Consider the following 12,487-nt stretch of genomic DNA (forward strand, 5'->3'; position numbering starts at 1 on the left):
CTGTCGACATTCTTCGAGCATATGTGAGTGGTGCCTGTCACCTGTCATTTAAAGGATTATGTTGTTAGGGGACGAATTAATTAAGTAAACCTTGTCGGGGCTCAGTCCGACACGATGGAGGGATAAGATGTCACTAGTAGATTTGGATGCCGTTTCCCTGTCAAAGAAGATTGCAAGTAGAGAAGTTTCGTCTTCTCAAGTTGTCAAAACGTATATCGACCAGCTTAAATCGATCAATCCTACTCTAAACTGTCTGGTTGAAGACCGTTTTGATAAGGCGCTCGAAGAAGCCAAACTTGCAGACTATACTCTTGCAACTAAAAAGGCAGAAGGTCGTTTGTTCGGTGTTCCGATCAGTGTGAAGGAATGCTTTCACGTGGAGGGGATGTACACAACCGGAGGACTTAGCTATCGTACAACACATCGTGAAAAGCAAGATGCCCACGTTGTGAAACGCTTAAAGGACGAGGGTGCGATCATTTTGGGTAAATCGAATACGCCGCAGCTTTGTTTTTGTCAGGAGACAGATAATAAACACTATGGAAGGACAAACAATCCCTGGGACATCTCTCGAACGGCTGGTGGATCAAGTGGTGGCGAAGCAAGCTTGATCGCTGCAGGAGGTGCAGCTGTTGGGATCGGATCAGATATCGGTGGATCAATTCGGATACCTGCTCATTTTAATGGTGTCATAGGATTCAAGTCTGGTAATCGCCAAGTATCCCACGAAGGAACCTTTCCTTTCGTTCACATCCGTGAACAGGAGCGGATGCTTGGGATTGGAGCGATAAGTAAATCCGTTCGAGATGCCCGATTGATCAACCAGATCATTTCAGACGAACGTTCGGAAACGTCTAGCTTGGATGAATTTAAACTCGTTTTCCCAACTCCTCATCACCGTATTCCGATTAACCGTGAGACGTTTCAGCTTCTCTCGAGTATTCGTGATACATTTACAGAAGAAATCGACACCGAGCAGAATAACCCTCCATTCTTTAATGAAGCAGCACTTCTGTGGCAACAGATCATGTCGATCGACGGTGGCGCATCTCTTGCTAAACTTATGAGTGAAGATGGAAGCGCTGTTCCGATTGCAGAATATATGAAGGAGAAGTTTTTCAGAACCTCTTCTGTTCATTCCTACTTATCTTGGGCATTAATCGGAGCAAAGCTCTTTAAACCGAATCGAAAACAGACGGACAACATCATCATGATGATCACGCGTGGTGAGGATCTCATTCAAGAGTATTTAGATAGACGTATACTAGTATTGCCGGTCTATCATACACCTGCTCCGCTGCATGGAGAACTATACCAAGAAATTTTCTCGATCAGAAGAACATTCTTAAACTATATGCCCTACGTTGCATTCGCAAACGTTTGGGGACTTCCCTCGCTCGTGGTCCCAATCGGAACAAGTAAAGAAGAAGGTTTGCCTATCGGTGTTCAGCTTGTTAGTCGAAATGGAAACGAAGAAGCACTTTTTCAAATGGGAGAGAAACTTGAAGAAAAGTTTGGAGGATACAGAAGGTGTGATGCGTTTGATCAGCATTCGAATGAAGAAGCTGAAGCAGAACTCGTTTAATAGATTACGAAGAGAGAGAAGGAATACTGTTGTCTACTTCCCAACAAAAAAAGTCGTATGTAGCGATCGCGATTGCGGTTGCTTTTATTTCAACATCAGCGGTTATGGTTAAGCTAACGTCCGCTCCTGCCTCGATCATCGCGATGTACCGCCTGATCTTTGCGACTTGCTTGATGGTGCCCCTCGTAATCTTCCGGTACCGAGGCGATTTCAAACGAGTTAGCAAAAGAGACTGGGGTTTTGGAACCCTTGCAGGCATCAGCCTCGCTTTTCATTTTATTCTTTGGTTCGAGTCACTCAACTACACTTCAGTTGCAAGTTCTGTTGTACTCGTCACGCTTCAGCCATTATTTGCTTTTATCGGTACTTATCTATTTTTTAAAGAAAAACTATCTTGGCCTGCAATTGTTGGTGGAATAACCGCCATTGCAGGTTCTATTGTGATTAGCTGGGGAGATTTCAGAGTGAGCGGCATCGCCCTTTTCGGCGACATGCTTGCCCTCACTGCTTGTGCGATGGTGACGGGTTATTTGTTATTCGGTCAAAACGTTCGGAAGCGACTCGATCTTATCCCATATACATTCATCGTATATGGAATCGCGGCGATCACGCTCATCCTGTATAACGCTGTACTCACGTACCCCTTCATCGGTTACGCAGGCTCGGATTGGATGATGTTTGTTCTTTTAGCGGTCTTTCCTACTTTACTAGGGCATTCACTACTAAACTGGTCAGTGAAATGGGTCAGTGTTAACGTTATCGCCATGAGCATTCTATTTGAGCCCATCGGAGCTAGCATTCTCGCATATCTCCTGCTCGGCGAAACACTGCACCTCCTGCAGTGGGTAGGAGGTGGGATCATTTTGACTGGGCTCTTCCTATTCACAAGAACGTATCGGCGAGAGGTCCTATATGATGAGCAGACAGTTCGACAGAGTTCAACATAAACCGGGTGGTGCCTGTCACTTCATCTTAGGGCATGTTTTGCAGCAGCGGCCGTCATCTGACGCTTGATCGAAAAGACAGCAGGTTTTTCGAAAGCGTTGTATGCCGTTTGCTGAATCTTCTTTTTTTGTGTGATATTGAATGAATGGATTTACGCCACACGTAAAGCTCGTGCACTGAAACTCTTTTAGTAGGTAGTGAAAATCCTCTTGGATCCTAGCTAGTTGTTCTTCGTCCGCATCCTTCTGAAGCTCCGTTTCGTACAACCAAAATAAATAGATTGCAGCATTTTCCCATAGAATGGTAGGTGAAAGTTTTGTAGATCCTACGATGGTCTCGATAAGTGGAGCAAGGTTTTTATTGATCAACTCATCAGCAAGTTTTGCTCTCATCTCGCTTCTCGTTGCAGACTTACTCATCGTGTCATTCGGGAGAACAAAGTTCATCATCCATGGTGTCGTACTTGTATCGACATTGTACTTAAGCATTTCCGGCCCAGCGACAATAGGCTTATTCCATTTCGTGAACGAATAAAAGAAAGGGACGAGAAGCATGAAAGCATATCGTTTTACAAACTGCGATCCTGCGACGATCAAGGAAGGAAAGTGACCTTCATCAACAAGTTTCTGAAGGAAACGTTTCAGATGATCTGCATCTAATAGATCTTTCACTTCTCCGAGCTGACCGGTAGCTGAAGGGTCCACTCCCACATGGAGTCTTAGCTTCTCAAGTATCGCTTTTTCTTCATTACTAAACGTTTGCGGTTTGGCTAGCATGAATGTTTCTCCCCTTTCCATGTGGTACACATAACGGCGTCCCAAAGAGCGGATCCTCTAGTATGTTGCAATCCAGTCCGAATACATCCTTCACAAGGTTGACTGATATAATATCCTCAGGTTTTCCTTGATCATAAATCCCTTTATCTTTCACTGCAATAATGTGGTCTGCATACCTGCACGCAAGGTTCAAGTCATGCAGTACCATAACGATCGTACGGTTATCGCGTCTGTTTAACTCAAACAAGAGATCCAGCACTTCGACCTGATGAGCAAGGTCGAGGTACGTTGTTGGTTCATCTAACAGAATAATATCTGTATCTTGAGCGAGTGTCAGAGCGATCCACGCTCGCTGTCGCTGTCCGCCTGACAGAGAATCAACGCTCCGCTCTGCTAACTCTTCAAGATTCGTAGACTTTAAAGCTCTCTGGACGGCTTCCTCATCTTCTTCCTTCCACTGATTCAACCAGCTTTGATATGGATAGCGCCCTTGCTTGACGAGTTGAAGCACAGTAAGACCTTCAGGTGCAACCGGCCCTTGAGGAAGAATAGCCATCTTACGTGCGATCTCTTTCGTCTGCATGCTTGAGATTGCTTCTCCATTAAGCACAACTCCACCAGAATGTGGTTTTAAGAGACGCGCTAAACTTCTCAGTAGCGTTGATTTGCCACATCCGTTCGCACCGATCAATACACTCAGTTCCCCTTCAGGAATAAGCAAATTCAGATCTTCTATAACGGTATGTTCACCGTATCCCAATGTAAGGTCTTTTGTCTGCAGAGCATACATGGCTTTCACCTCGTCAATTTATAAGTTTCTAGAGCGATAGAGTAAGTAAACAAAATAAGGGGCTCCGATCGCTGCTGTAAACACACCCGCTGGAACTTCTAGAGGTGAAAACAGCGTCCTACCGATCAGATCCGCAATGATGACAAGCATACTCCCTACTAGTGCTGAGGCAGGAACGAGTACACCAAAAGATGCCCCGACTAGCTTTCTTGCAATGTGGGGTGCCATCAAGCCAACAAAGCCGATTCCTCCTGCAAATGCGACTGCACCACCGGCAAGCCCAGTACTGATGAACAACAGAACGATTCGGTCTCTCATGAGAATGGCTCCTGCGCCTTTTGCGACATCGTCACCTAGCTCCTGTAGGTTGACGCGCCTCGAATACACCATCAACACGAGTAGTAATATCGCAACCCATGGAAGAAGAGTGAGAACATCCTTCCCATTCGTCCCATGAACACTCCCTGTAATCCATATATTTGCATCTGACGCTCTGTAAATAGGTCCAACAATCATGAGAAGCGTCGTGAGTGCTTGAAGAACGGCGGCAAGCCCTATTCCGATCAACACGAGCCTGATTGGAGAGATCCCATTTTTATAGGAGAGAACGAACACGAGAAATCCAGTTGCGATCGCACCGATGAATGAGGCAAGAGGCAGCCACTGGATACTGACAGTAAGGGCGTTTGCTCGATCGCTAAAAATCGTCAAGAATCCAATCGTTGCAAGAGCTCCTCCCCATGTGATTCCTAGTATATCTGGTGAAGCGAGCGGGTTTCGTATCATCCCTTGCAGAATGGCTCCAGAAACAGCTAACGCTCCACCTGCAAGGATCGCCATGGCTACTCTTGGAAAACGAAACTGTTTTACTACGAGCTCATTCATCTCAGTTCCATATCCAAAAAGCGCTTTTCCAACCTCGACAGGCGTCATAAAGATCTCACCGACGCCTATACTGATCAGCCCTGCTAAGATAACGAATAAACCGAGGATGAATGTCACCCACACTGCTTTTCGATCGATTAAATATGAAAACAATCTCGTTCTGAAGGAAGCATATTTCATCATAGCTTTGTAAACTCCCTTCGAGCGATGTAGATAAAGAACGGCGCTCCGATCACAGCGGTCAGCACCCCAACAGGTGCCTCTAGTGGCATGATGACATACCGTGCTGCAATATCTGCTAGTAACAGTAGAACCGCTCCAAAAATGGCACTGTATGGAATTACCCAGCGATAGTCAAAACCTACAACATAGCGCGCTAGATGGGGTACGACGATTCCGATCAAGCTGATTGGACCCGCAATCGCAACCGATCCTCCTGCAAGCAAGACGATAAATACGGCTGCCATCACTTTTACAAGAAGCGTTCGCTGTCCTAGCCCAACCGCAACATCTTCTCCCATAACGAGTGTGTTGATTTTTGAGCTGATAAGAATGGATCCGATCAAACCGATACAAATGTAAGGAAGAACTGATATTAAAATCGAAAGACTGCGTCCTTCAACAGATCCAGCTAACCAAAAAAGAACGTCCTCTAGCGCTTTCTCGTTCAGTACGAGCATCCCTTGTGTGAGAGAAGAGAACATCGCAGCGATTGCTGCCCCAGCGAGCGTTAGCTTCATTGGAGTAAGACCTTCTCTTCCTAATGATCCAAGCGCATACACGATTACTGAAGCAACCGCTGCTCCTAGGAATGCTAGCCAGCTAAACACTGTGAGTGAGGACACAGAAAAAAACGTCACTGCAATAACGATCATAAAGCTCGCTCCTGCATTCACACCTAGTATTGAAGGAGATGCAAGAGGATTTCGTGTGATCGCCTGCATCAATGCACCAGCCACACCAAGACTAGCCCCAACCGTTGCTCCTATAAAAGCTCGAGGCACGCGGTTTTCTCTTATAATGATATGTTCATTACTTCCATCAAATTTAGTAAATGACTTCCAGGCCGTTTCCCAGGAAATGCTCGTTAGACCGTAGACAACGCTCATCGCCATCAAGATCATTACGAAAAGTACTCCAAACGCAATTCCCAGCCACCTTAACGTCATAGGTTTTATGCTAGTCATTTTATTAGTCCCTTTCTAAACCTTCCAAATTAAGTGTAGAAAAAGTTTGAAAGCGTGTCAATGATTTTGAGAATCACTATCAATTAAATGTTGACACATGTTTGACAATTCAGTATGATAAACACCGTAAATGAAAATGATTATCACTATACATAAGGGGGTACAAGCTATGCTTAAAAAAGGATGGATGATTACGTTACTAGCAGTCGTGATGATCCTTGCAGCTTGTGGAACTAACGGAGGAAATACAAATAACCAGGAATCATCAGGTGATGATAGTTCTGAAAACGCAGAAATGCGCACAATAGAACACGCAATGGGTGAAACTGAAGTACCTGCTGAACCAGAGAAAGTCGTGATCCTAACAAATGAAGGGACAGAAGCTCTTCTTGCTCTAGGTGTAACACCGGTTGGTGCCGTTCAATCTTGGTTAGGTGATCCTTGGTACGAACATATCTCTGAAGATATGAAGGACGTTGAAGTAGTTGGAACAGAGAGTGAAGTTAACCTTGAAGCAATCGCTGCTCTTAAACCTGATCTCATCATCGGTAACAAGCTGCGTCAAGAAGCTGTTTATGATCAACTAAGCTCAATCGCTCCTACAGTTTTCTCTGAAACATTGAAAGGCGACTGGCAAGAAAACTTTAACTTCTATTCAAAAGCAATGAACATGGAAGACAAAGGGAAAGAAGTTATGAACGCTTATAATGAGCGTATCGATTCAATGAGCTCTGAACTTGGTGAGCAACTAGACAAAAAAGTCTCTGTTGTTCGTTTCCTTGCAGGAACAACAAGAATCTACTATAAAGATTCATTCTCAGGAGTAATTTTAGAACAGCTAGGCTTTGCACGACCTGAATCACAGCAAAAAGAAGACTTTGCGGAAGAAGTAACAAAAGAACGCATCCCAGAAATGGATGGAGATGTTCTCTTCTACTTCACTTATGAAGCTGGAGATGGTGAAGCTAACTCAACAGAAGAAGAATGGACGAACGATCCATTATGGAACAACCTCGAAGTTGTTAAAGAAGGTAATGTTCATGAAGTGAGCGATGCTATCTGGAACACGTCAGGCGGCGTTATTTCAGCAAACAAAACACTAGATGACATTGAAAAGATTTTCTTGAAGTAATCTAAAACCCGGTCTTTGACCGGGTTTTTTCATTTTTTATCAAGCTAGACAACCTTTGACAACCCTCCACAAATTTTTCTTTGCAAATATAGCAAGAAGACAGGTCTATCTCAGGTATAATAGAAGAAAGACTTCAATAGGAGGGGACATACAGATGCCGAATGTTTGGACGCATATCTTGTTCGGAGAAGATGCGATGACGGAATCTGGCCTGTGGAATTCGATCAAATGCCACCTCCCATATTTTCGCCTTGGAGCTCAAGGGCCGGACCCTTTTTTTTATCATAATTTTTGGCCATGGAAAGAAACACCCGTTCAAGAGATCGGTGAAGTTCTTCATAAAAAAGAGTGTGGTCCATTCCTCATCGATATGATCGAATACGGAAGAAATGGAGATGCGCGACTGCAGGCTTATATTCTTGGTTTCGTTACTCATCATATTCTTGACCGCAATACTCATCCTTACATTCATTATCGAGCAGGGCTTGAAGGAAACAAGCACCAACGTCTCGAGATCATCATCGATACACTCTTGATGAAAGAATATAAAGACATCGATACATGGAAAACACCCGTCTACAAAGAAATCGACATCGGTCCTTCGCTTTACACTCCAATCGAACAAATGCTTTCTGAGCTTGTTCAGCGATTTTATCCCGAGAGCGCAGCTCGTATGCCCGATCGCTACATCGATCAATCTTATCACGACATGGTCCTTGCACTAAGGCTCTTATTCGATCCATACGGCTGGAAAAATAAAGTGCTGAGGAAACAGGTGTCTTCTTTTTCATATAGGAAAGAAGTTGGCAATGAGGACTATCTAAATGAAGAAGGCAACGAATGGCTTCATCCTTCTGTGAAAGAAGAGAAGTCGAGCGCAACATTTGAAGAACTTCTTGAACAGGCAACCGATGAGGCGACAACGATCCTCCCTCTCATTCATGACTATTGGCACAACGAGGAAAACTGTACGAGAGATTTAAAGGACCTGATCGGTAACCGCTCCTATGATACAGGGAAGGACTGCACGCTCCCCCTACCACTCAAACACTTTAGCCCGATCGTATAAAAAAACGCCTTTCCCCATTCATTGGGAAAAGGCGTTTTCTATAGGTGTATGCCATCTTGAACCATCGCTTCTCTCGCTTCTGCTTTCCCTTTGTCGATATTCACCTTATGCAGCAGAATGATTCCTGCTATGAAAAAGAAGACGATCGAGAATATTCCGAGACGACTAGATCCGGTTAGCTGCCCGATAAATGCGAATAAGAAAGGTCCGAATATTGCAGAGAATTTTGCTGAGATACCGTAAAATCCGTAAAACTCTGCATGACGATGCTCCGGCACCATACTTCCGAAAATGGAACGGCTAAGAGCCTGTGCTCCTCCTTGCACGAACCCAACCATGAAGGCAAGGATATAGAAATGGAGAGCCGTACTCATGAAATACCCCAGAAAAACGATGACGACATATATCCAAAGTGAGAACAACAGCGCTTTTTTTGGCGTGATCTTCTTCGCCAACCATCCAAAGAAAAACGCACATGGTATCCCGACGAACTGAGTGATCAAAATGGCTGCAATAAGATCATTCGCATTGATTCCAATGTCACGACCGTAGATCGTTGCCATTTTGATGATCGTCGAAATCCCATCGTTATATAGCCAGAAAGCAATTAAAAAGATGAGGAGATGTTTGTACTGATTGATTTCTTTAAACGTCGTTCCAACACGTTTGAACCCTATGGTCAAAAATGAACCACTTAGTTGCGGCTGCGTCTTCTTCTCTTCTCTCACATTCTTGAACATCGGTATGGAAAAGAAAAACCACCACAATCCTACAGTCACAAATGAGACCTGTGTAGCTACAAGCGTATTCGGTAAGAAAAACCATGAGGGATTTAATATCATCAATAGATTAATAAGAAGTAGGATCCCACCACCGATATACCCAAATGCATACCCTCTAGCAGATATCCGATCGATTTCTCCCTCTTTCGCTATTTCAGGTAGGAACGCGTCGTAAAAGACGTTACTCCCAGAAAACCCGATCGTCCCTAGGATGAGTAATAGAGATGCTAAAAGATACCCACCTTCCCCAACAAACGCCATGAGTATGCTTGAGAGGATTCCCATATAAGCAAAGAAGCGGAGAAATTTCTTTTTGGAATTTGAATAGTCAGCGATTGCACCGAGTAATGGAGCAAGAATAGCAACGATCAAGACAGCGATCGATTGAGAGTACCCCCAGTAAGAAGAAGCTAGACTTTTGTCTATATTCTTAGCTGCAACATCATAGTAAAATACCGGCAAGACTGCTGCCATCATCGTTGTGGCAAATGCAGAGTTCGCCCAGTCGTACATCATCCAGCTTCGTATTTCCTTATTATTCATATCGTTCCCTCCATCGGCTAGTTTGGGGTAATCCTAGCTATCTATGATATGAAATGAATAAATACTCTTGTCATGCCCATTTAGTCCGAGTACACTAACGGTAGATTAGGGAAACGGAGGGTTCTCATTGGACCGTAAAGACATAGAAAAAAAAGTAATTGAAAATTACCAGCGTGATGAAAACATGATGATTCTTGTATTTGCACAGTGGTGTGTAAATAACGATCTAAACCCTGAATCACTCTATGAAACGGCTTATCCTGATCAAACAAAAAACCCAGCACTAAAACAAAGTCTTGAACTCATCGTTGCAAAAGAAGAATCTGAGCATATACCTGACCAAACTGTTTTAAGTATCCTCTCTCTTTACGGAAACGACGATCTTGCTTACGTCGTTTCTGAAGAAATCGAACGAAAATCAAAGAAAAAGTAGCGTTACAACGATTATTTCCCTGAAAATACTAAACTCGTATCAGTATATTCGTTACTACGTTGAAACTTCCCTTCTCAATATAGGAACCTGTGCGATACAGGTTCCTATTCATCTCGAAACAACGTAACGAGAGCGTGCGTCCCGTTATCTTCTCCTCCTCTTTCTGCTAAGTCTTCATACAACTTTTTAGAAAGTTCAAGTCCTGGCGTTAACATTCCCATCTGCTTTGCGGATTCGAGCGCAATGGTCATATCTTTTATAAAGTGCTTCACGTAGAAGCCCGGTTCCAATTGGTTAGCAATCATTCTTGGCGCAAGATTACTTAAAGACCAGCTCCCTGCAGCCCCAGACTCGATGCTTTTCAAAACCGTCCTAGGATTTAGCCCGGCCTTTTCAGCATAGACAATCGCTTCACATACACCGATCATGTTCGTAGCAATTGCGATTTGATTGCACATTTTCGTATGCTGTCCTGCTCCTGCTGGTCCCTGCAGAACAATATTTTCACCCACTACATTAAAAATGTCCTCAACTTGTTCGAATACTTCTAGTTCTCCGCCTACCATGATAGACAATCTTCCTTCTCTTGCACCGACATCTCCACCTGACACAGGAGCATCGAGGGTATATAGCTTATTCGAGAGTCCGAGTTGATAGATTTCTTCAGCTAGGGCTGGACGCGATGTCGTAAAATCGATCATAATTGTACCTGGACGAGCGTTCGCGATGATGCCTTGATCTCCAATATAAACTTCTTCCACATCACTCGGATAACCCACCATCGTCATAACGACGTCTGAAGTAGAAGCAAGTTCTGCAACGGAGCTTTGCCACTCTGCTCCCTCTTCTAACAAATCGGAAGCTTTCTCCTTTGTTCTCGTGTATACCAGAGTGCGGTACCCTGCTTTCAGTAGATTTCGCACCATACTTTTACCCATTACGCCTGTACCGATAAAGCCTAGTACGGGTTTTTGTTTCTGAGAATCCATTATTTTCGCCTCTCTCTCCCATAAATTTCTTTCTTCTATCCTCTCTTCATCGTACACTAAAAGGGAGGTGAAATCATGATGAAAACAAGTAGTTTTGCGGGTCTATTTTTATGGGTCGCTTTTGTAGTAACAAAGCTCCTCACTACTCCAATCGATACGCTGCAGTATGTGATGATGCTCTTGATGTTTGCCTATCTCGTTCTCGTTCCGCTGACACTTCACTTAGTTCAGCAAAAGAAGAATATCTTTTATCGCTATGCAGCCAGAATGCAGCCTTTAGCTGCTATTTCAGCTGGTGCTTCATTCTTTTTAGAACAAGGCACACTCGCTGTCATTCTAGCAGTACCGTGGCTAGTAACCACTATCCTCATCGCACTCTATGGGGTTAGCTTGGTCTTGCAAACGTGGAACAAAATCAGAACGAATAGCGTATTGATTCAGCTCGGGCTTATGTATATTAGCATAGGAGGCCTTTGGCTCGTCCTGCACAGATCAGGCGTTCAAGTGCTACATTTTAGTGATGTGATCGTCCTGCTTACGTCGATTCATTTTCATTATGCAGCATTCGTCACACCGATCATGATGGCTTTTCTAGGAAAACATTTGATTACATATGCACCAAACATAAAGCCGTGGTTTACGATTATCGCTGTTCTCGTACTGTTAGGTCCGCCCTTCATTGCAGTGGGGATCACGTTCTCAGACACATTGCCTGTTCTAGAATTCATTTCTGTAGTGGAATTCGTGACACCTTTGATCGTTTTTGCTGTCCTTTGTCTCGTATACCTGGTACCAAAGCTTGAGTTTTCCGTTCAGATGCTTTTATCGATTTCATTCATGTCACTTCTGTTTTCGATGAGCTCTGCAATGATTTACGGTTTCGCTCATGTGAATGAAACTGTCATTCTCGGGATTCCGCTCATGGTCTTCTTTCATGGCTTTGTCAACACGTTTGGATTCACGTTGTTTGGACTTCTAGGAGTAACGGTCCTTCAAGAAGCAGATTCACTATCTACTAAAAAAGCCAGCATCTCGATGTGAGATGCTGGTTTGCAGTTTTTAATAAAAGCATACTAGGAACAGCTAACTGAATAGGTTTGATTTGGGTTCTGGATGCTCGCTTCCGAGGGAGTCGTGCATCCTTCCGCTCCACTCCGCCATATTAGGATCTTATATCAAAGAAAAATACAACTCTAAATGACGGGGAGAAAAAATATTAGCATAATAGGTCGGAAAGTTTCACTGAGATTTAAAGTATTCTAGTAGGAGTGAATACCTCATGACTCCCTCCGGAAATGTTGATGTACCAGTGTTTATTAGGGTTAAAAATTCTTTTTAAATTTCCCTGTAGGAACTAAGTCCCTACAGGGA

12 protein-coding genes are annotated in these 12,487 nt (G+C 43.8%); 6 read left to right on the plus strand and 6 right to left on the minus strand.

Annotated features, from left to right (window positions below; translation table 11 throughout):
- Positions 1 to 127: 127 nt before the first annotated feature.
- On the plus strand, positions 128 to 1,585 hold the full coding sequence (locus ACXAHI_RS12110) for an amidase (protein ID WP_474848010.1): 1,458 nt from the start codon (positions 128 to 130) through the stop codon (positions 1,583 to 1,585).
- A gap of 29 nt (positions 1,586 to 1,614) precedes the next feature.
- Positions 1,615 to 2,532: a DMT family transporter gene (locus ACXAHI_RS12115; RefSeq protein WP_474848012.1), complete on the plus strand. Its 918-nt coding sequence runs from the start codon at positions 1,615 to 1,617 to the stop codon at positions 2,530 to 2,532.
- Between the two features lie 15 nt (positions 2,533 to 2,547).
- On the opposite strand, the gene ACXAHI_RS12120 is transcribed toward ACXAHI_RS12115, so the two are convergent.
- The 4 genes from ACXAHI_RS12120 to ACXAHI_RS12135 are packed head-to-tail and all read right to left on the minus strand — an operon-like array spanning position 2,548 to position 6,105.
- Positions 2,548 to 3,306, minus strand: a complete 759-nt coding sequence (locus ACXAHI_RS12120) for an IucA/IucC family C-terminal-domain containing protein (protein WP_474848014.1) — start codon at positions 3,304 to 3,306, stop codon at positions 2,548 to 2,550.
- Entirely contained in the window at positions 3,281 to 4,096 is an 816-nt protein-coding gene (locus ACXAHI_RS12125; protein WP_474848016.1) for an ABC transporter ATP-binding protein, read from the minus strand. Before ACXAHI_RS12125 ends, ACXAHI_RS12120 begins: the two co-directional genes overlap by 26 nt.
- 18 nt (positions 4,097 to 4,114) lie before the next feature.
- Complete coding sequence (locus ACXAHI_RS12130) at positions 4,115 to 5,164, minus strand: FecCD family ABC transporter permease (RefSeq protein WP_474848018.1); 1,050 nt, start codon at positions 5,162 to 5,164, stop codon at positions 4,115 to 4,117.
- A complete protein-coding gene (locus ACXAHI_RS12135; RefSeq protein ID WP_474848158.1) occupies positions 5,161 to 6,105 on the minus strand; it encodes a FecCD family ABC transporter permease in 945 nt (314 codons plus the stop codon). The genes ACXAHI_RS12130 and ACXAHI_RS12135 overlap by 4 nt, the downstream gene beginning before the upstream one ends.
- Before the next feature lie 232 nt (positions 6,106 to 6,337).
- On the opposite strand from ACXAHI_RS12135, the gene ACXAHI_RS12140 reads away from it, so the two are divergent.
- Together ACXAHI_RS12140 and ACXAHI_RS12145 are read left to right on the plus strand one after the other, a co-directional pair.
- Positions 6,338 to 7,300 (plus strand): ABC transporter substrate-binding protein, encoded by a 963-nt coding sequence (locus ACXAHI_RS12140; RefSeq protein WP_474848020.1) that lies wholly within the window; start codon positions 6,338 to 6,340, stop codon positions 7,298 to 7,300.
- Positions 7,301 to 7,454: 154 nt separating this feature from the next.
- On the plus strand, positions 7,455 to 8,369 hold the full coding sequence (locus tag ACXAHI_RS12145) for a zinc dependent phospholipase C family protein (RefSeq protein WP_474848022.1): 915 nt from the start codon (positions 7,455 to 7,457) through the stop codon (positions 8,367 to 8,369).
- A gap of 38 nt (positions 8,370 to 8,407) precedes the next feature.
- On the opposite strand, the gene ACXAHI_RS12150 is transcribed toward ACXAHI_RS12145, so the two are convergent.
- The gene (locus ACXAHI_RS12150; protein ID WP_474848024.1) at positions 8,408 to 9,694 is read right to left on the minus strand and encodes an MFS transporter; all 1,287 of its coding nucleotides are present in this window, start codon (positions 9,692 to 9,694) and stop codon (positions 8,408 to 8,410) included.
- 127 nt (positions 9,695 to 9,821) lie between these two features.
- Here ACXAHI_RS12150 and ACXAHI_RS12155 point away from each other — a divergent pair, with 127 nt between their 5' ends.
- Positions 9,822 to 10,127 (plus strand): hypothetical protein, encoded by a 306-nt coding sequence (locus tag ACXAHI_RS12155; RefSeq protein ID WP_474848026.1) that lies wholly within the window; start codon positions 9,822 to 9,824, stop codon positions 10,125 to 10,127.
- Between the two features lie 104 nt (positions 10,128 to 10,231).
- On the opposite strand, the gene ACXAHI_RS12160 is transcribed toward ACXAHI_RS12155, so the two are convergent.
- A complete protein-coding gene (locus tag ACXAHI_RS12160; protein WP_474848160.1) occupies positions 10,232 to 11,155 on the minus strand; it encodes an NAD(P)-dependent oxidoreductase in 924 nt (307 codons plus the stop codon).
- A gap of 36 nt (positions 11,156 to 11,191) precedes the next feature.
- Between ACXAHI_RS12160 and ACXAHI_RS12165 the strand changes: the two genes are divergently transcribed.
- Positions 11,192 to 12,157 (plus strand): YndJ family protein, encoded by a 966-nt coding sequence (locus tag ACXAHI_RS12165; RefSeq protein ID WP_474848028.1) that lies wholly within the window; start codon positions 11,192 to 11,194, stop codon positions 12,155 to 12,157.
- The last annotated feature ends 330 nt before the right edge of the window (positions 12,158 to 12,487 follow it).

Source organism: Anaerobacillus sp. ABD4_527 (genome assembly GCF_056160805.1).